Origin of the sequence: Acidiphilium sp. PM (assembly GCF_000219295.1) — a bacterium.
GTDB lineage: Bacteria > Pseudomonadota > Alphaproteobacteria > Acetobacterales > Acetobacteraceae > Acidiphilium > Acidiphilium multivorum.
In genome coordinates this window covers 42,430-62,154 of sequence record NZ_AFPR01000105.1, presented here as the reverse complement: position 1 = coordinate 62,154, position 19,725 = coordinate 42,430, and the positions used below count along the sequence as shown (strand labels likewise).

18 protein-coding genes and 1 pseudogene are annotated in these 19,725 nt (G+C 64.9%); 7 read left to right on the top strand and 12 right to left on the bottom strand.

The window, feature by feature from the left end; translation table 11 throughout:
• The first annotated feature begins 97 nt into the window (after nt 1-97).
• From APM_RS05390 to APM_RS05380, 3 genes are all read left to right on the top strand, one after another.
• Nucleotides 98-481, top strand: coding sequence for a hypothetical protein (locus tag APM_RS05390; protein WP_007422344.1), 384 nt, complete (start codon nt 98-100; stop codon nt 479-481).
• Between the two features lie 260 nt (nt 482-741).
• A complete protein-coding gene (locus APM_RS05385; protein ID WP_231295335.1) occupies nt 742-1,302 on the top strand; it encodes a hypothetical protein in 561 nt (186 codons plus the stop codon).
• Nucleotides 1,303-1,374: 72 nt separating this feature from the next.
• Nucleotides 1,375-2,754, top strand: a complete 1,380-nt coding sequence (locus tag APM_RS05380) for a glycosyltransferase family 2 protein (RefSeq protein ID WP_007422342.1) — start codon at nt 1,375-1,377, stop codon at nt 2,752-2,754.
• A 124-nt stretch (nt 2,755-2,878) separates the two neighbouring features.
• Here the strand turns inward: APM_RS05380 and APM_RS05375 are convergent, their stop codons facing one another.
• Complete coding sequence (locus APM_RS05375; protein WP_039887840.1) at nt 2,879-4,294, bottom strand: glycosyltransferase; 1,416 nt, start codon at nt 4,292-4,294, stop codon at nt 2,879-2,881.
• A 558-nt stretch (nt 4,295-4,852) separates the two neighbouring features.
• On the opposite strand from APM_RS05375, the gene APM_RS05370 reads away from it, so the two are divergent.
• A complete protein-coding gene (locus tag APM_RS05370; protein WP_007422340.1) occupies nt 4,853-7,573 on the top strand; it encodes a ribonuclease E/G in 2,721 nt (906 codons plus the stop codon).
• Nucleotides 7,574-7,634: 61 nt separating this feature from the next.
• Nucleotides 7,635-8,495: pseudogene (locus APM_RS22535) on the top strand (transposase); the annotation flags it as partial.
• A gap of 203 nt (nt 8,496-8,698) precedes the next feature.
• Here APM_RS22535 and kch read toward each other — a convergent pair.
• The 11 genes from kch to APM_RS05315 form a co-directional block, all read right to left on the bottom strand.
• Nucleotides 8,699-9,910, bottom strand: coding sequence for a voltage-gated potassium channel protein (gene kch, locus APM_RS05360; RefSeq protein ID WP_231295336.1), 1,212 nt, complete (start codon nt 9,908-9,910; stop codon nt 8,699-8,701).
• Between the two features lie 126 nt (nt 9,911-10,036).
• Nucleotides 10,037-10,276, bottom strand: a complete 240-nt coding sequence (gene purS / locus APM_RS05355) for a phosphoribosylformylglycinamidine synthase subunit PurS (RefSeq protein WP_007422337.1) — start codon at nt 10,274-10,276, stop codon at nt 10,037-10,039.
• Complete coding sequence (gene purC, locus APM_RS05350) at nt 10,273-11,037, bottom strand: phosphoribosylaminoimidazolesuccinocarboxamide synthase (protein WP_007422336.1); 765 nt, start codon at nt 11,035-11,037, stop codon at nt 10,273-10,275. Before purC ends, purS begins: the two co-directional genes overlap by 4 nt.
• A gap of 129 nt (nt 11,038-11,166) precedes the next feature.
• Nucleotides 11,167-11,688, bottom strand: coding sequence for an ATP synthase subunit b 1 (locus APM_RS05345; RefSeq protein ID WP_007422335.1), 522 nt, complete (start codon nt 11,686-11,688; stop codon nt 11,167-11,169).
• A gap of 6 nt (nt 11,689-11,694) precedes the next feature.
• On the bottom strand, nt 11,695-12,264 hold the full coding sequence (locus tag APM_RS05340; RefSeq protein ID WP_007422334.1) for an ATP synthase subunit B: 570 nt from the start codon (nt 12,262-12,264) through the stop codon (nt 11,695-11,697).
• Between the two features lie 25 nt (nt 12,265-12,289).
• On the bottom strand, nt 12,290-12,523 hold the full coding sequence (locus APM_RS05335; RefSeq protein ID WP_007422333.1) for an ATP synthase subunit C: 234 nt from the start codon (nt 12,521-12,523) through the stop codon (nt 12,290-12,292).
• 72 nt (nt 12,524-12,595) lie between these two features.
• Nucleotides 12,596-13,351, bottom strand: coding sequence for a F0F1 ATP synthase subunit A (locus tag APM_RS05330; protein ID WP_007422332.1), 756 nt, complete (start codon nt 13,349-13,351; stop codon nt 12,596-12,598).
• Between the two features lie 13 nt (nt 13,352-13,364).
• Nucleotides 13,365-13,682, bottom strand: a complete 318-nt coding sequence (locus APM_RS05325) for an AtpZ/AtpI family protein (protein ID WP_007422331.1) — start codon at nt 13,680-13,682, stop codon at nt 13,365-13,367.
• 84 nt (nt 13,683-13,766) lie between these two features.
• Nucleotides 13,767-15,395 carry a hypothetical protein gene (locus APM_RS23070; protein ID WP_408735149.1) on the bottom strand — a complete coding sequence of 543 codons (1,629 nt, stop codon included), beginning with the start codon at nt 15,393-15,395 and terminating at the stop codon, nt 13,767-13,769.
• Nucleotides 15,396-15,888: 493 nt separating this feature from the next.
• A complete protein-coding gene (locus APM_RS23065) occupies nt 15,889-17,265 on the bottom strand; it encodes an AAA family ATPase (protein ID WP_007422329.1) in 1,377 nt (458 codons plus the stop codon).
• A 7-nt stretch (nt 17,266-17,272) separates the two neighbouring features.
• Complete coding sequence (locus tag APM_RS05315; RefSeq protein ID WP_013639445.1) at nt 17,273-17,902, bottom strand: DsbA family protein; 630 nt, start codon at nt 17,900-17,902, stop codon at nt 17,273-17,275.
• A gap of 201 nt (nt 17,903-18,103) precedes the next feature.
• Between APM_RS05315 and APM_RS05310 the strand changes: the two genes are divergently transcribed.
• Together APM_RS05310 and APM_RS05305 are read left to right on the top strand one after the other, a co-directional pair.
• Entirely contained in the window at nt 18,104-18,619 is a 516-nt protein-coding gene (locus APM_RS05310) for an adenine phosphoribosyltransferase (protein WP_011941503.1), read from the top strand.
• Between the two features lie 24 nt (nt 18,620-18,643).
• Entirely contained in the window at nt 18,644-19,717 is a 1,074-nt protein-coding gene (locus APM_RS05305) for a hypothetical protein (RefSeq protein ID WP_007422326.1), read from the top strand.
• Nucleotides 19,718-19,725 lie beyond the last annotated feature (8 nt).

The window sequence follows — 19,725 nt, the reverse complement described above, 5'->3', positions numbered from 1 at the left end:
CCGTTCGTCTCCATGCCGCAGTCCTGCCCGCTGGGGGGCATCGTGCTGACAAATCGCGGGTCCACTCTTCTGCTCATGGTTGAAGGAGAACAAGACCATGCGTAGCAACAAATCCATGATCCGCACCACCGCTGCCGCACTCGCGATTGGCCTCGGCCTCGCGGCATTCGGCGGCACCGCGCTGGCCGATCCGGGTTATCAAGCGCAGGGCGGCTGGCACCGCCAGGGTCAGCAGCAGGGGTGGCAACAGCCCCGGCGGCAGAACAACTGGCAGCGGCATGGCTGGCAGAACCGGGGGAATTACCAGCACAGCCGGTATCATGGTGGCTGGGGCAACAACGGCTGGCAGCATCAGCGCTGGGGCCACCCACACTATGACCGCGAGGGATACCATGTGATGGGGACGCAGGGCTATTACGCGCCGCCCGCCCTTTCGTTCAGCATCAATCTCCCGCTGGCGGGCGGCCAGTACGGGCATTGATCCCGGACCGGTCGGGGGCGATGGCGCCGACCCGCACACAGGCATGCGGGCCGGCGCTCAGGCTCTCGGGTGTCGCCCGTTTCCCCCTTGCTCCGGGCGCGGGCATGTTCCCCGCTTATTCGCGCGCCGCACGCGCCGATTGTCGGGGCGGGCGATTCGGGTCATCATCGGGCATGACGAGTCGTTTTCTCCCCATTTTCCGCCGCGGATACGAAGCGGGCGCACGCCGCCGGGCGGGCGCGGGCCTGCTGTTGCTGGCGATGAGCACAGCGCCTGGCTTTGCCGCGACGCCGCGGCTCCTGCCGGACCGCGATGCCAGCGCGATCTACCAGGTCAGCCAGCCGGGCAAGCCGGAGCAGACGTGGCGGATCCGCTTCGATGCCGCTGCCGGGCTGGTGCGGGCCACGAGCCTTTCCGGCACGCCGATGCCGATGACGGCGCTGCTCGACCTTCATTCGGGCCGGGCGCAGCTTGTGCTGCCGCAGATGCACGCGCTGGTGAACGTTCCCGGCCTGTCGGGTGCCATGGGACAGGTGATGGCGATGCGGGGCGCGCATTTCACCCCGCTCGGCACCGCGACGATCGCAGGCTATCGATGCACCCGCTACCTGGTGCTGCGGCGAAATGCCTCGGGCACGGCCTGCCTGACGCCGGACGGATTTGCCCTCGCGGCTTCCGGCAGCGACCCGCACGGGCGGGTGAGCGTGCAGGCGCTTTCGCTCCATATCGGCCCGCAGCCCGCGGGCGATTTCGAGCCGCCGATGGGTTATTCGGAGGTTACCCTCCCGCCGCAGATGTTGGCGAGCCTGCTGGGGCAATGAGGCATGAGGGGCTGATCCGGCGTATTTTGCGACTTCCTGCCAATTTTCATTTTCATAAAATATCGATCGATCATGTCAAAATACCGATTTTCAATTGCCGCCTGTGCCCGTTGGGAGTCGCGGTTCATAGTTGAGTGGCTAAACTATTATAGAATAATTGGGTTTGATCATGTTTTTTTGTATTGTAATGATGATGATCCTCGTGAGTTGTATGGCAAGGTTTTGCCATATGTGCTCGGCCCGGAACCGTTCGTCACCTTTCGGCATTATCCTTTGCAGGGCGAACAATTGCGGATGTACAGACATTTTCTGCAGAACGACCTGGAACTGACGGAATGGGCTGGTTTTTTCGATATCGATGAATTTCTCCGCCTGCCTCCGGGCAGGACGATTGCCGAGTTTGTCGATGGCATGGGCGAGCAGGTGGACTGCGTTCTATTCAATTGGGTCTTTTTTGGGCCGAACGGCCACAAGAATGAGCCCGGCGCACGCATTCTCGGCGATTATACATTCCGGCAAAAGGCGATTCATCCGCTGACCAAATATGTCGCCCGATCGGAAATTCTGGCTGGCTTAAAAGCGGATTCTCTATCGCAAGGAATTGCGTTCTGGCACTGCCCGATTGGCCATGTCGATGGTCGCGTACGTGCCGTGAATGTGATCGGCGAGGACATGTCGACCTATTATGACGGTTTTCCGCAAGCGTCCGCCGCTTTCGCCAATGATCAGCGCCGGAGCGCCGCGCTGCTCGAAACGGCGATCATACATCACTATGCGTTCCGGTCCGAGGCGGCATTCCTTGAGAGGGCGCGGCGAGGGCTTGGTGGTGCGTTCGGTGATCAAACGATCTGGAGCGATCTTGCGACCAGTGACGGGTTCGCGTCGTTCCTCGCCGGTCTTCATGAGGTCGAGGACCGCTCGCTCGCCGAATTCTGGCCGAATCAATTCGAAAGCGCCAAGGCCACGACGATCGCCGTGACCCATCATTCCGATCTCCCGGTCAGTCGGGGCAGGGTGGCAACGCAGAGTTCGATATCAACATGGTCGGAGGGGGGCTCGCCCGAAGCCGATGCGATCCGGGCGCTGAATGGCGTGATCGACGGCCGGGGCAAATTTCACACCGATCTCGAAGATACACCCTGGTGGCGGGTCGATCTCGGCGCGGTTCACGGCATCCGCGAGGTCAGGCTGTTCAATCGGATGGAGCTGCCCGGCATCGCCGCGCGGGCGAACCGGCTCGCCATCGATATCGGTTTCGATCCCGAGCATTTCATCGAGGTGTTCCGCCGTGAAAGCGACGAACCGTTTGGCGGCGTCGATGGCCACCCGCTGGTCTTCGCGCCCTCCATTCCCATCCCCGGCCGTTTCGTGCGGGTGCGCCTGATGGAGCGAAATTACCTGCACCTCGATCAGGTGGAGGTTTATGGCGAGGTGCTCGCCCAGTTCGGTTAAGTCCGGCGCGACAGCCTGATCATCGACCCGTCTTCCGCGTTTGGATGGCGAGTGCTGCCGCGCGGAAGGCGGACATTTCCCTGGGCAGGCCGGGAAACCGGGGGATGGCCCAGTCCCGCGTACGTCAGGTCGTGCTGCCCGAAATCAGGAATGTGGCTTTGCGATGCGCCCCTTGTCCCGCGCCAATCTCCCAGGAGAGGACGATGACGGATGGCACGTTGAACGGCGCCTGATCGGGCCGCAGGGCGCGCCATCCGCCATCGTCAATGTCCTGATTGAGGTCCCGCGCCGGCTCAAGGTCATTGGTCACCAGCAGCAGTCTTGCCTTGCTGCGGAGATGATCAAGGAAGTAGGCGACCTTGTCATTCGACAGATGCTGGAACACATCCTTGCAGATCACCAGATCGACTTGCGGCAGTTTCGAGACGTCCTCGAATAAATTGAAATGAATATCGGGTGTGCTGTAGCGCTGGTTATTGGCATCGATTACCGAAGTGACCAGATCATAGCCATGATATTCAATTCCAGACCAGTCGATCAGATGGGTAAAACCCCAGTCGCCGCAGCCGAAATCAATGACGGAGCGGATGGCGTTGTCGCGGAGGAATGACTGCAGGAAGCGTCTATAGTCCTCCGTCGTTTCCGGCTTCGAACCGCTGCCGCTTCCGCCGCCCCAGACGTTGTTGGCGTAGATGGACTCGAATGTCGCCCGAGACTGCCGCAGGCGGGCCGTCCGTTCGGCGGCCGCGATGGCCTGGAGGTGTTCGGTGTCGTCGTGAATGAAGCGGCGGGCGATACGGTTATAGGCGGTATCGATCCTCGCGACCTGATCATAATCAAGTTGCGACAGATATCGCCATGACAAGGACTCCCACAAATGGATCGAGTAGGCGTGCGGAAAGGCACCGTCATCCACGAAAAGGGATTTAAGCCCGTCTTCGTTGCATGTGGGCCAGAAAAAGGACTCCGGTGGCTCGACCCGCACAAGATCCGGGTATTGCCGTGCCAGACGCACGGGCAGGATGACGGAATGTTCATTCCATTTAGTACCGTCGAAACTCCGGTATTGATCGAGCCAGATTTTCAGGAATTCTGCGCCGGGCGGCGCTATCATTGTCGCATTGCAGAGACCGATTGCCGCGTTACTGTCCCACTGGGCGATACCAGGCTGAGCCGATTCAATGCCGAGGACCGTCTTGCCGCAGAGAATGGGTTCGAACGAGCGTTGGCAGATCGTGTCCATATCGAGATAGACGCCGCCATGCTCGATCAGCGCCTGCAACCTGATGACGTCCGCCTTGTGGGCGAAGTGGGTCACGGGATTGCCGAATATCTCGCTGGGAGCGGTCGTCTCCACGGTTGTCACGAAGGGTTTGATCAGATCCCAATAAGGTCCCGTCGGCTCGTATTGGTAATATACCAATGTATTGAAACCGGGATTGACCGCCATGGCGGAGTGAATTGCCATGTAATGCGCGAAATTGAATGGCTTTCCTCCGAAATCGGCGGCGAGGCCGGTAACGAAAATCAAATTTTTCATTTTAATAATCTCGTCTGAAATGCATTCGTGGCAGATTGTTAACCGTCTATCAGGTAATCTTATCCCAGTTCCGCGTCTGCCGGAAGATCGAACGATGCGGTGGCCGCCATCGCAGGCGATGGCGGCCCAAGGCTTGATCATCAATGGCAGCGACCAATGCGGGGCGGTGGCGACCGTTCCCGCCGCCTCGTGAGGCGACACTTGCCATCGGGGCGGGTTTGCGTCATGGAGAAAGAATCAATGGGTTGATCCGCGGAGCAAAAATCCGTGTGGCCCCTATCCACTGATAGATGGGCGCCGAAGGGTCTGGTTTGACGGGCCGCGAGGTGCCGAAACGCCTCGGCCGGGGTGCGGAGATGCCGCAGCCGGCCTACGAGACAAGGACCGATGACCGCGCTTTCCGTCGCATATCTTCACAGCAGCGCCTTTCCATCCGGCGTGTCCCGCGACCAGCGCACCGGCCTTTGACGATGATCAGAACGACCACACGCCAACATCCGCGCCCGCAGGCAGGGGACCCGACGGTCCCGCCGCTGGCGCGCAGGAGTTATTCCCCCCATGACCAAGACCATGCTCATCGACGCCAGCCACGCGGAAGAAACCCGCGTTGTGGTGTTGGACAACAACCGCCTCGATGATTTCGATATCGAGGCTGCCGACAGGAAGCAGATCAAGGGCAACATCTACCTCGCGAAAGTTATCCGGGTAGAGCCCAGCCTACAGGCCGCCTTCGTCGAATACGGCGGCAACCGGCACGGGTTTCTCGCCTTCGCCGAGATTCATCCCGACTATTATCAGATCCCTGTCGCCGACCGGCAGAAGCTGCTGGAACTCGAGGCGGAGGAGGCGAGGCGCCGCGTCGAGGCCGAGGATGCCGAGGACGAGCAGGAGGCGGCGCTCGCGGCGCCGCGGCCGCCGCGGGTGACGGAAATCGCGATCGGCGACGCGCCGCCGGATGCCGAGGGCCAGGTTGACGCCGAGGCCGCCGCCGCGCCGGCTGAGGCCGGTGAGGCCGAGGCGGACTCCGGACCGGAAGCCAGTGGCGCCGGCGCGGGCGAGGACCGGGCGGGTGAGGGCGCAGAGGCGACGGCGACCCCGCCCGAGCAGGTCGGTGGGGATGACGGCGTCGACGGCGCGGAGGAGGCGCAGGAGCGCCGCCGGCTGCGCGCCCTGCGCTCGTACAAGATTCAGGAAGTGATCCATCGCCGGCAGATCATGCTGGTGCAGGTGGTGAAGGAGGAGCGCGGCTCGAAAGGCGCGGCGCTGACCACCTATATTTCGCTTGCCGGCCGCTTTTCGGTGCTGATGCCGAATTCGCCGAATGGCGGGGGCGTGTCGCGCAAGATCACCTCGCTGGCTGATCGTCGTCGGCTGAAGGAGGCGATCGCCGAGCTCGAGATTCCGCAGGGCATGGGCATGATCGTCCGCACCGCCGGCGCGAACCGGCCGAAGCCGGAAATCAAGCGCGACTGCGAATATCTGCTGCGGTTGTGGGACGATATCCGCGAGCGTACCCTGGCCTCGATCGCGCCGGCGTTGGTGTATGAGGAGGCCTCGCTGATCAAGCGGACCATCCGCGACGTCTATACCCGCGACGTGGACCAGGTGCTGATCGAGGGCGAGGACGGATTCCGCTCGGCGCGCGACTTCATGCGGATGCTGATGCCGACGCATGTGAAGAAGGTCCAGCAATGGACCGAGCGGCAGCCGCTGTTCGCCAAGCACAATGTCGAGCAGATGCTCGACCAGATGTTCCAGCCGACGGTGCAACTGAAGTCCGGCGGGTATCTGGTGATCAACCAGACCGAGGCGCTGGTTGCGATCGACGTGAACTCGGGCCGGGCAACGCGGGAGCGGAATATCGAGGATACCGCGCTGCGGACCAATCTGGAGGCGGCGGAGGAAGTGGCGCGGCAGTTGCGCCTGCGCGACCTCGCGGGGCTGATCGTGGTCGATTTCATCGACATGGAGACCCGCAAGCACAACGCGATGGTCGAGCGGCGGCTGAAGGATGCGCTGAAAAACGACCGCGCGCGCATTCAGGTGGGCAGTATCAGCCATTTCGGCCTGCTGGAAATGAGCCGCCAGAGGCTGCGGCCGTCGCTGGCCGAGACCATGCTGATCGCCTGCCCGCATTGCCAGGGCGTGGGGCATGTGCGGAGCACGGCGAGCACCGCGCTCGCGGTGTTGCGCGCGATCGAGGACGAGGCGGCGCGCCAGGCCGCCGAGTTGCTGGTGCACCTGACTCCGGATGTCGCGCTCTATATCTTCAATCACAAGCGTGCGCAGATTGCCGCCACCGAGGCGCGGTTCGGCATGAAGGTCGTCTTCGTCGCGGATGGCACCGTTCCGGCCACCTTCAAGATCGAGAAGGTGAAGGCGCATGCGGCGCGGCCGCAGGAAACGCCAGCGCCGACATTCCGTGCGCCGGCCGAGACGGAGGAGGTCGAGGCAGAGCAGCAAGGTGACGAGGTCGCGACGGAGGACGCCGCCGGCAATGCAGGAAAGGCGGCCGATGAGGTCGAACGCCGCCGCCGCCGCCGCCGCCGCCGCCGTGGCGGCCGTCGGGAGGACCTGGTGTCCGCGCCCACTGGCGAGCAGCCGGAGATCGCCGGAATACCGGCCGAGTTCGAATCGCGCATGAACGACGTGTTGCCGACCGCCGCCCGTGCCGATTCGGCTGAAGCGCCGGCACCGGAAGTCACGATGGAGCCGGCCGTCGCCGACACTGCGCCGGCCATTCCTGAGCCCGCAAAGGAACCCGAGGTCGTGGAGACGGCACCGGCCGCCACGGAGGCCGCTCCGTCCCTTGCCGGCGAAGTGCCGGCGCCGGAAGCGGAGGCAGAGACAAAGCCGAAGCGTCGAGCGCCCGCCCGCCCGCGTAGCCCGACGACCCGGCGGCGGCGCGCCGCTGCGTCGCAGGCCGCCGAGCCTGAGGTTCAGCAACCGGTCTTCACCGATATCGCGGATATTTTTGAGGCTGCCGAACAGGCGGAAGCCCTCGCGCCCAAGCCCCGCCGGACCCGTCGGCCGAAGGCAAGGCCCATGGAAGCGGAGACTGCGGTGGCTGACGCGCCTGCAACCACCGAAGCAGTCGCCGAGGTGAGCGCCGCGCCGCAGGATGGCTCGGCGTCTGCCGGGAATGTCGCTGGCGCCGAAGCGCCTGTTGCCAATGAAGGGCAGGCAGCACCAGGGGCGGCGGTGCAACCCGTTCTGATTGGTGCCAGCGAAACGCCGACCGCCGCGCGCAAGCGCGGCTGGTGGAAGCGCCCAGCCTGACTTGACCCTGATATTCCGGTTGCATGTTGAGGGGGAACTCTGATTCGACAGGCATGGCCAGGAGGCTGCGGGAGATCCCGGTCTCTGGCGCCGGCAGGCCAATTTGGGCCGCGGAAGATGGGATGCGGAGGCGTTTCCCGACATCGTGCGCGACTGTGTCTGGAGAACTTTGCGACACCTGAAGGCGTGCCGGTTGTCGATGTGATCGGCTTCCTGAAGATGGGCAAGGCATCACGTGGTGTCGCGCGACAATATGCCGGCTCGGCGGGCAAGATTGCCAACGGCCGGGTCGGCATGCTCGCCGCCTATGTGTCGGCTCATGCCATGCCTTTATCGATCGGGCTCTCTATCTGCTGAAGCGTTGGAGCGGCGATCCTGCAGGGCTTGCCGCAACCTGCGTTCCTGACACTGTCGCTTTCCTCACGAAGCCCGCCTTGGCGATCGACATGATCCAGCGTTCGCTGGCAACAGATGTTCCATTCACGGGTAGCCGCCGATGCCGTCTGCTGCGTGGGCGACATCGAGGGCACGAATGGCGCCCGGCTTCACGATCGGGCCTGGTGCGGACACGCAAATCCCGATGCTGAAGATCATGATGAGACAAAGACGGATCTTTGGGCCCGAGGCCTCCTGATGCGTCGCAACATCAGCGACGGCGATCTTGCATTCTTGCCGATCTGGTGCTCGGTCGGCGCGAGTATACAGGTGCCCGGTTGTCTCGAAGGCCATCCCTGGGCGATCAAAACAACTTCTAGACCGCGAAGAACGAATTCTGCCTTGACCACAACGAGACCCGGTCCTGGCACGAGTGGCATCGCCACGTCTCGCTCGTGATGCCCGCTTCGCCGTGATGGCCGTGGTCCGATATCGCGCCGACGATACGACGCCCCCCAAAAAGCCGAGTATGACGACCCGCAGAAGCGGATCCGCTGGTCTGTTCAGGGAGTCCGCCGCATCGCCAACAAGCGCGCTCAGAGACGGGTCGAACCCGCCGACGTCATCGCTTGGTCGTGCTTGCGACCGACCCACCAAGCCGCGCCCGAACGGACTTATCAAAAATCCAAAATGCAACCGTAATGCTGGAACGGCTTCAGGCCGCGCGGGGCGGATGTCCGGCCCGGCGCATCAGGAGGTGCCGTCCGCGTCGTGAGGGCGGACGTCGAGGAACCGGCTCAGCAGCCAGTCCCCGTCGATCTTCTGTTCGGTGAGAGCCATGGCCAGAACCTCGCCGCCAAAGACCGGGGCGGCGAGGATCATGTCGGGATGAACCCGACGCACCCGTTCCAGGTTCTTGCGCGTGCTGACCGCAGCAACCTTTTTGGCATCGGTGCCCAGTTCGCGGACAGCGAGAATCACGAATGCGTTTTCAGAGTCATCATCCGAAAGAGCGAGAATCGCCCGCGCATGCTCGCCTCCGGCCTTGCGCAGCGTATCGAGATCCGTCGGGTCGCCGATGACCGTCTCGGCATCGCTGAAGCCAGCATCCTCGGTTTCGGTGATGAAGACCACCGCCTCGCCGCGATGGTGGAGTTCGCGCGCCGTGTTCCTGGCAAGGACGCCATGCCCCGAAATGATGAAGTGGTTCACGCGTTTCATCTTCTGTCTCCGTGGACCGATCGTCCGGTTGATGCGATTCTGGAGAACTGGGCCGATCACCGCAGTGAGCGCCGTCGCAAATACCGTCAGCCCAAGGACGATCAGCGAGACGACGAAGAGCCTTGCATCCTCGCTTTTGGGCAGAATATCGCCGTAGCCGACGGTCGACATTGTAACGATAACGAAATAAACTGCCGCGGGCAGATTCGTGATCGGCGGGCTGAATCCCGCTCCAAGAAGCAAGGAGCCCAATACGCCATAGACCATCAGTACGAGCACGGACGCCACGGCGAATAGCGTTCCGGCGGCGAGTGACGAGCGCGAGAAGTGATTGCGCGCCAGCAGGAGCGACGCCAGGAGGACGAGGATATAGATCGTCTCGCCATCGAGCCGCGTTGCAGCTCCCAGATGCACGGTCAGCAGAAGTTGGGCCAGCGCGATGCCGATGGCCGATAGCCAGGCGATTCTCGACCGCCCGAGCAATCCCAAGGCGATCAAGATCTGTAGGGCGCCGACGACCACGTTCGGCACACCGTTGAGAATCAGGCCGGGAATGTTTCCCGAAATCGGGTGGATGGCACTGACCAGGTTCGCCAGATCGAGGTGGAGATATTGTGCCGCGAACTTCTGGATCGTGGGCAAAATCGCGAGGGCCCCGGCGACACCGACGGCGAGCGCCAGAGGCACGTGAGGGAACCAGAGGTCCATCCGCAAACGGCGGTACCAGCGGTTGCTGAGCAACCGCGTCTGCCGGGCAACGAGCGATAATGCCCTACGCACGGCGACCTCGGCCCCTGCCGCATTTCATCACACCAGACATCCGGAAGGCAGATGGGCGCAGACCGGCAGCGGTGCAACGCCCGCCGGTCAGGGAATGGTGATTTCGAAACTCTCGATCACGGTATTGGCAAGCAGGCGGCGAGCCATGGAGTCGGCTGCGTCGCGGGCCTTTTCACGGTCGGTCTCGGCGAGATCGAGTTCGATCAGCTTGCCGACCCTTACGTCGTTCACGTCATTGTATCCAAGCCCTTCGAGCGCGTGGCCGATGGCCTTGCCCTGCGGATCGAGCACGCCGGCCTTCAGCTTCACGGCGACCAGAACCTTCATTGCATCGTCTCCGGGCCCTTCATATCGCGTGTCCCGGCCTCGGGCAGGATTCCGAGACGCTTGGCGACTTCCTGATATGCTTCCTCAACCCGGCCGAGATCGCGGCGGAAGCGGTCCTTGTCCATCTTCTCGTTGGTCTTGGCATCCCAGAGACGGCAATTGTCCGGGCTGATTTCGTCGGCGAGGACGATGCGCATATCGTCGTTCTCCCACAGCCGTCCGAACTCGATCTTGAAGTCCACCAGCACGATGCCGACGCCGAGGAACAGGCCAGTGAGAAAGTCGTTGATGCGCAGGCTCAGATGGACAATGTCATCCATATCCTGGGTGCTGGCCCAGCCGAACGCGGTGATGTGGTCCTCGGACACCATCGGATCGTTCAGGGCGTCGTTCTTGTAATAATATTCGATGATCGATCGGGGGAGCCGCGTGCCCTCAGGGATGCCGAGGCGCGTGCTCATGCTGCCCGCGGCAACGTTGCGAATGACGACCTCGATCGGAATGATCTCGACCTCGCGCACGAGTTGTTCGCGCATGTTGAGGCGGCGGACGAAATGGGTCGGGATGCCGATTTCGCCGAGGCGCTGCATCAGGAACTCGCTGATGCGGTTGTTCAACACGCCCTTCCCCGTGATCACGCCCTTCTTCTGGGCGTTGAACGCGGTGGCGTCGTCCTTGAAATACTGCACGAGGGTGCCGGGTTCCGGCCCTTCGAACAGGATTTTTGCCTTGCCTTCATAAAGTTGCCGGCGACGCGCCATGGGTGAACCTCGTATCTCGGCGGCTGATGGGAAACGGTGAGGCCGCACGCGACCGGGTATATCAACCGGCAGCGGTTTGCGCCATGCCCGGAGGCAGACGCTGCCCCGTGGTGGCAGCGCCAGCCGGTATCAGGCAGCCTTTTGTCTGAGCGCAGCGGGCAATCCGCCGATGGCCTGATCAATCAGGCCCCGATCATGGGCCTCGTCGATTGTCTCTTTCAGGATCTGCTCGGCGGCGCGTGCGGCGAGCGCGGCCGCGGCATCCCGCACTTCGGCGATCGCAGCGGCCTCGGCCGCCGAAATGCGCTCACGGGCCATCTGCTCGCGCCGGCGGGCGGATGCCTCGGCTTCGGCGAGCAGGTCGGCGGCAAGCCGTTCGGCCTCACGGCCAGCCATGGCCAGCATGTCCTTGGCCTGTGCCAGCGCGGCCTCGCGCCGGGATTCGGCATCCTTGAGCATGGCCTCAGCCTCGGCGCGCAAGCGCGACGCCTCGTCAAGTTCGTGCTGGATGGCGGCGCTGCGCTGGTCGAGCATGGTGGTGATGGCGCCGACGATCTTTCTTCCAAAGAAGGCCAGAAAGATCAGGACCGCGACGGTGACCCAGAAAGTCCCCTTGTCCCAAAGCGTACCGGTGAGGGCTTCGTATTCCATGATCTCTCACCCTTGGGTTGAAAGTGCCGATACCGCCTGCTCGATGCGGCCCGGCTCGACGGCCTCGCCGATCAGGCGGTGCAACAAGCTCGACGCCACATCGCGGGCGATCGGAGCCAGCGCGCCCACGGCTGTCCGGCGCGCGGAGTCGATCTCGGCCTCGGCAGAAGCGATCTGAGCGCTGAGACGGTCGTTGAGCGCTGCCGTTTGCGCGCGGGCACGTTCCTTGGCGGCGTTGACCGCCTCGGCAATTGCGCCCTGGCTCGACTCCCGCGCGTTCTGGATGGCAAGATTGAGTTCCCGGACCGCGTGTTCGGCTTCCGCCTTTGCGCGGCGTGCGGTTTCGAGGTCGGTGGCGATGCGGTTGTGGCGGTTCTCGATCACGCCGCCGATGCGGGGCAGGGCCCATCGCGCCAGCACGAAATAGAGCACGACCATGATGACCGCCATCCACACGACCTGCGCACCGGTCAGCGGATTGGAGAAATCCATCTGCGGCATCTTGCCTTCGGCCATGGCGATTGCCGGCGTCAGGCCCAGGGCGGTGGCGGCGAGCAGTATGGTGGTTCGACGCATCGCGTGAAGTTTCCCCGCCGTTGGATCAGGCGAACAGGATGATGAGCGCGATGACCAGCGCGTAGAGCGCAACCGCCTCGGTCAGCGCGAAGCCGAGCAGAACGTCGCGGAACATCTTGTCGCGCGCCGCCGGGTTACGGCCGACCGCACCGACGAAGGCGCCGAACAGGTTGCCGATACCGACGCCCGCGCCGGCAACGCCGATGGTCGCAAGACCCGCACCGACGTCGCGAGCGAGGAGGAGGGTGTCAATGGCCATAACTTGGATTCCTTTCAGTTCAAGCGGTAGCGAGGCCGGTCGGGCCGGCGGGTTGAAGAGAGCGCGAGGCGATCAGTGCATGTGGATCGCATCGTGCAGGTAAAGGCAGGTCAGGATCGCGAACACGTAGGCCTGCAGGAACGCGACCAGGAATTCGAGCGCCGTGAGCGCGATGTTCAGGCCGAGCGGTATGATCGCCGCCACCACGCCGACTGCGCCGAGACCGGAGACCAGCATCAGCATGAAGCCCGCGAACACCTCCCACATCACATGGCCGGCCGTGATGTTCGCGAACAGTCGAACCGAAAGCGAGATCGGGCGCGAGAGGAAGGAAACGATCTCGATCGGAATCAGCAGCGGAAGCAGCCAGCCCGGCACGCCCGGGGGGGAAAAGAACTTCAGGAAGCCGATGCCGTGATACCAGAAACCTACCAGCGTCGAGAGGGCGAAGACGAAAAGCGCCAGGGCGCCGGTGATCGCGATGTGGCTGGTGAAGGCGAAGAAATACGGGAAAAGGCCAAGGATGTTGCCGATCAGGATGAAGGCGAACAGGGTGAAGACGAAGGGGAAGAAGCGCTTGCCTTCCTCGCCGATCGTGTCGAGCACCATGTTGTGGACGAATTCATAGCTGATCTCGGCGAGGCCCTGCATGCGGCCGGGAACCAGAGCGCGCTGGCGCAGCGCGACAACGAAAAGCGAGGTGACGATCACGGCGGCGAGCAGCATCATCTCGTTCGAATTCGTGAATTCGATCGCCTTGCCGAACGCACCGAATCCGGTGGTCAGCTGGAACTGCCCGAGAGCGTTGATCCCCGATTCTTGCGCCATCCGTATCCTCCGGTCAGTCCTTGTCGCCCGGTCCCATGGCCCGGAACACGTTTCGAAGCCCCGCAGCCGCGCCGATGGGCACGAAGCCGATCATGAACCAGGGTGCTGAATGAAAAAGACGATCCAGTCCATAGCCGATCGCGACAGCCACGACCAGAGACGCCACCATTTCGGCGCCCAGCCGCGTTGCGACGCTGAACGGATTGGGCCCCTTGTCCTGCTCCGCGCTCTTTCCGGCGGGCTTGTCGAGCCCGGCGCGGCTGCGCGCAGCGGCAAGGCGCTGATCGAAATCGCTCCGATCATCTGGCCCCTGAGCCGGTTCGTCACCCATTTTCACACCCTTACGCCCGCCGACAGGCGGCAGCGGTTGCTACCGACGCTGCCGTTCCAAGTCAACATATCGCGAGCGTGAAATCTATTCCGCGGCGATCGCCCCGGCGGGTTCGACCATCGCCGCCGCGGTACCGAGATCCACGGACAGGACACGGGAAATGCCCCGCTCCTGCATCGTGACGCCGTAGAGCCGGTCCATTCGCGCCATCGTGTGATGGTGATGGGTGACGACGATGAACCGGGTGCCGGTATCCTGGGAGATGTCCTCCAGCAGGCGGCAGAAGCGTTCGACGTTCGCATCGTCGAGCGGGGCGTCGACCTCGTCGAGGACGGAGAGCGGCGCGGGGTTGCAGCGGAAGACCGCGAAAATCAGTGACAGCGCGGTGAGGGCCTGCTCGCCGCCGGAGAGAAGGGACAGTGTTGCGAGTTTCTTGCCCGGCGGTTCGGCGAAGATCTCAAGCCCGGCTTCGAGCGGGTCGTCGGAGCCGGTGAGGGCAAGATGGGCGCGCCCGCCGCCGAACATCCGGGTGAACAGCGCCTGGAAATGGCGGTCGATCTCGGTGAAGACGGCCGAAAGGCGCTCGCGGCCCTCCCGGTTCAGATGGCCGATGGAGCCGCGCAGCTTTGCGATTGCGCTGGTGATCTCCTCGCGGTCGCGGTCGATCGCGGCAAGGCGGGTCTCGATCTCGCCGACCTCGATATCGGCGCGCAGGTTGACGGGACCCATCTCGTCGCGTTCGCGGGTGAGGCGCTCGAACCGCTTCCGCGCCTTTTCGGCGGCGTCGGGCGACGGATCGGCGACTGCGGGCAAAGCGGGATCGACCCCCAGGCGCTCCAGCATCTTTTCGGCGACGGTGCCCCAGGCGTGGTCGGCTTCGCGCACGGCGGATTCAGCGCCGATGCGGGCTTCGCGGGCGCGGGCGAGATCCTGCTCCGCGGCGCGCGCGGCGGCGGAATTCCGCCGTGCGGCCTCTTCGGCGCTGGCCAGATCCCGCGCGGCGGCGTGGTGGTCGGACTCTGCCGCTTCCAGCTCGGCGCCCGCCTCGGCCCGCCGTTCCCGCGCGCCGCCATCGGCGCCGAGGGTTTCCAGGCTGGCTTCGGCCTCGTGCAAGCGGGCGCCGAGGTCGGTGCGGCGGTCATTGGCGTCGCGCGCACGTTCGGCCCAGTCCGACTGTTCGCGGATGATCGTGTCCAGACGGCGGGCGCGGGCGTCGGCTTCCGTCTGCAGGCGTTGAAGGGCCTGGGTTGCCTCGCTGTCGCGCCGGCGACTCTCGGACAGGGCGGAGCGCGCGCGATCGAGCGCGTCGCGAAAGGCCTGGGCGTCGTCCAGTGTCGCGAATTCGGCTTCGATGGCGGCGAGCGCGGCGCGTGCTTCTCCGGCCTCGGCCTCGATTCGGGCGCGTGTTTCGGCCGCCGCGGCCTCGCGGGCGGCTAGCCGTTCGGCTTCGGCCGCCAGCCGGCTCGCCGTCTCCGCCGTCGTTCGCAGATCCTTGCGGGTCCGGTCGATGGCCGATTCGGCGGCGCGGCGGGCTGTGCGCGCCTCATCCTCGGCATGCCGTGCGTCGCGCTCGGCGGCTTCGGCTTCCTGCAGCGCGGCGCGGGTGGCCTCGGCGCTCTGCCGCGCACGGGCGAACTCGACGTCAAGCTGATCCAGCCGGTTGCGCTGGGCGAGGCGGACTGCCGCCTCGGTCGGCGCACCAGGGCGGACCACGAACCCGTCCCAACGCCAGACCCCGCCCTCGATCGAAACGAGAATCTGGCCCGGGCGCAGCGTCGCCTGCAAGGCTTCGCCGTCTTCGCCATCCGGCAGCAGGAGAATGTGATCGAGGGCGCGTCGGAGGGCATCCGGCGCGGTGATCGTTTCGCCGATCCGGGGCAGCGCGGCATCGGACGCGATGGCCGGCAAGGAGCGCCAGTGCCGGGCGGCGCTGGCCTGCTCGCCCGCCGAGAGCTCGGCGCCCAGCGCGGCGCCCAGTGCCGTTTCCAGCCCTGCGGGAACCTTGATGCGGTCCAGCACCGGGTCGGGGTCGCGGCCGAATTTCTGGGCGAGCAGGGCTTTCAGCGCATCGGTTTCGGCCTTGAGCCGCGCCGCCGCGGCATCCGCCTCGGTTGCGGCAGAGCGGGCGCGGATCGCGGCAGCATGGGCTTCCGTGCGCCGCGTTTCCGCCCCCTGCACCCTGTTCTGGGCCTCGGCATAGGTGGTTTCAGCTGCAGCCACTGCCCGTTCGGCTGCCTCGCGGGTGGCTTCCGCCGCGGCGAGACGTTCGGGAGAAACGAGGGCGGCCTGTGCTGTGGCGTGCGCGGCTTCGGCTTCGCGGGCCCGGCGATCCGCCTGGCCGGCGGTGCCGCGGGCCTGGGTCAGCCGGGGTTTCCATGGCCTGACGCTGGGCCTGGGCGCGGGCGGCGGCTTCCGTCGCCTGTTGGGTTGCGGCTTCGCACTGGGCGAGTGCGGCCGACGCGGCCTCGGCCTCGCGCCGCGCCTGCTCGATTCGGGCGGGAGCCAGTTCGTGATCGGCGGCGAGTTGCGACCGCTCGGCCTCCAGCCGGATCGCGGCGGCTTCGGCGTCGCGCGCGATCCGTTCGGCGCCGGCATGGTCCTTTCGCAGGGTGGCCACCCGCGCTTCGGCTTCGCGCCGGGCCGCTTCGAGGCGCGCGATCTCGGCATCGATCTGCTCGGCGAGGATCCGTGCGCGCTCGAGGCGTGTGCGCGTGTCCGCTTCGCGCGCGCGCAAGGCCGGCAGCGCATCGTTCTGCGAGGTTTCGCGGCCCAGCACGTCGTCGCGAAGCTTTTCGGCGTGGCCAACCGCTGCTTCGGCCTCGGCGAACTGCGCGCGCGCCGCCCGGCGCCGGCGTTCGGCGAGCTCGCGTTCGATGGCGAGATATTCAGCCTCGGCGTCGCGGATCAACCCCGAGATGTTCCGGTAGCGATTGGCCTGGCGGGCCTGCTTGCGCAACTCGGCGAGGCGCGCCTCCTGCTGGGCGCGCAGGTCGTCGGCCCGGAGAAGGTTCTGCTCGGCCGCCCGCAGCTTGAGTTCGGCCTCGTGCCGGCGGGCGTGCAGGCCGGTGATGCCGGCGGCTTCCTCCAGCAGGGCGCGCCGCTCGTCCGGGCGGGCGTTCACCAGGGCGGAAACCCGGCCCTGGCTGATCATCGCAGAATTGCGGGCACCGGAGGCGAGGTCGGCGAACAGGGTCGCGACATCGCGCGCGCGCACTTCGCGCCCGTTGATCCGGTACGAACTGCCGCTGCCGCGCTCGATCTTGCGCGAGACCTGGAGTTCCGGCTCGTTCTGGAACGGAACCGGGGCGAGGCCCGCGGTGTCGGTCAGGGTGATCGACACTTCGGCAAGATTTCGCGCAGCACGCGCCATCGTGCCGGCGAAAATGACGTCCTCCATCTCGCCGCCGCGCAGGGACTTGGCGCTGGCTTCGCCCATCGCCCAGCGCAGCGCGTCGACCACGTTCGACTTGCCGCAGCCGTTCGGCCCAATGATGCCGGTCAGCCCTGGCAGGATGTCGATCGTGGTCGGATCGGCGAAACTCTTGAACCCGCTGATCCGCAGGCGGGCGAAACGCGCGGGCAAGCCGGACCTACGCGGCCTTCAGCCAGGAGGAGAAGGTGTCGAACGAAACCGCTCCCTCCCGCTTGCGGCCATTGATGATGAAGGTCGGGGTCGAATTGACCTTGTAGGTCTTCTCGGCGTCGTTCAGTTCGTTGAGGACGAAGGCGCGCAGCTTCTTGTTGGCTATGGCGGCGTCGAACGTCGTGCGGTCCATGCCGGCGAGGGCGGCGTAGCGGAACAGGGCGTTCTGGTAATCCTTGGGCGTTTTCAGCCCCGGCGCGTAGGCCCATTCATCCTGCGTGCGGAAGAGTTCCGAGATGAACGGATAATATGCCTTCGCCGGCAGCGCGCGGGCGATCTGCGCGGCCCAGAGTGCGTCCTCGTTCAGCGGGAAGTCCTTGAAGACGTAATAGACCTTGCCTGGCTTGACGTAGCTTTCGATGACCTTGGGCAGCGCGTGCGTGGCGAATTCGGCGCAATGCGGACAGTTGAGGGAAAAATATTCATAGACGGTTACGGGGGCATTCGGATTGCCGAGGCTGCGGATCGAATAGGGGGAATCGGCTTTCGTTTCCGCGGCGGCCGCCGGAAAGGCGATCCCCAGAGAGCCTGCGGTCGCAAGCCCACCTACCATTCCTAGTAGCGAACGACGGTCCATGACGATATCTACCTCTATATGTTGTGTAGCGGAAGCGTTCCGCCACGTCGAGCGGAAACGGCGCCTGTGCTGGTCCGATGCATAGCCGATCGCCCCAGGAGTGACGAGAGCGGCGCCGCTTCAATTCAGCGTGGCGCAGGTTTTGAAGCGTGCGCCACCGGATCGGGTTGCCACAGACGATACCTCGGCTATACCGGCGCCATGAATCTCAAGGATCATATCCGCGGCATCCCCGATTTCCCGAAACCGGGGATCCTCTTCTACGATATCTCGACCCTGATCCGCCATGCGGATGCGTGGCAGGTGGCGATGGGACGGCTTGCCAAGGTAGTGCGCGCGCATCACCCGGACCTGCTTGCAGGCGTCGAGAGCCGCGGCTTCATCCTTGCCGCGCCGCTCGCCCTCAAGCTCGGTTGCGGCTTCATCATGCTGCGCAAGCGCGGCAAGTTGCCCGGCGCGACTGTCGGCTACGACTACGATCTCGAGTATGGGCAGGACCGGATCGAGATCCAGGCCGATGCGGTCCAGCCGGGCCAGCGGGTTGTCGTCGTCGATGACCTGCTTGCCACCGGAGGGACGATGGCCGCCGGTATCAAGCTGCTGCGGAAGGTGGGCGCAGAGGTTCCGGCCGCCGCCGCGTTGATCGAGCTGGCGTTCCTGAAAGGCAGGGATCGTCTCGATGTGCCGTTCGAAGCCCTTGTCAGCTACGATCAATAGGTTCGGGCCGCGAGGCCTCGAACCGTGAAGCGCCGTGCCGCGCTCGGTGCGCTTGGAACGATCATCGCCGGCTCTGCCCTACCTTTTGCGCGCGCCAGCGATCTCCCTACGCCTGCCAACGCGATCTTTGCCGATACATTTGGCGGGTCCTACCGGATTGTTGTCGGTGGCCTGCCTGGCGGGCAGGCCGATCGCTGGGGGCGCGCGATTGCGCTTGGCCTGGAGAAAATCCTCTCACCCAGAACGCCGCTCCGCATCGAGACCGTCGGCGGGCAAGATGGGGTGACCGGCGCAAATCGCCTGCAGACATTGATGGTATCCGACGGTCATACGGCCGCGCTGTTGCCGGGCGAGTCGTCGATTGCTTTCCTGACCGGCGATCCGCGCGTGCATTTCCGGCCGGGTGAGTGGATTCCGATCCTCGCCGGACTCAGTTCCGGCGTGATCGTGTTGCGCGGCGGGGCTGGCCGACTGGCGCAAGCGGCGCCGGTCCGCCTTGCCGCCGCCGCGCCGGAAAGTCCGGACCTGGCCGCCATTCTGGCGTTCGAGCGTTTGGGGGTGCCGATTTCGCCGATTTTCGGACTGCGCGGCACGACGGCCGTGGCGCGCGCGTTCGGGCTTGGCGAAGTCGACGCGGTGATGCTGACTGGTGAGGATATTCCTGCCGATCTCGCATCCCTCCAGGCCGAAGGTGGCGTGGCGATCTGTTCACTCGGTACCGTTGACCAGGCGGGACGAACAGTACGGGATCCGCGTTTCGCGAACGTGCCGACAGTTGCCGAGCTTGCCGGGATACGGCACGCGAAGGCGCTGTCGCCACCGCTCGAGCGGGCGTTCCAGGGCGTCGCGGCGGCGAGCCGCCTCGATTTCATCATGGTTTTGCCGCATCTGACGCCGGCGGCGTCGGTCGCGCTCTGGCGGCAGGCTGCACTTGGGGCGATTCAGGGATCCGCCTTGCAATCGGCGGCGACGGCGAGCGCAATCAGCCTGACCGTTAACGGTGCGGCGGTCGCGCTGGCGCCGATCGCCGCGTCGCCCGAAGCGCTGCTGGCGCTGCGCCAATTCCTGTTCACGCGGTTCGGCTGGCGGCCCAGCTGATGCGCGGT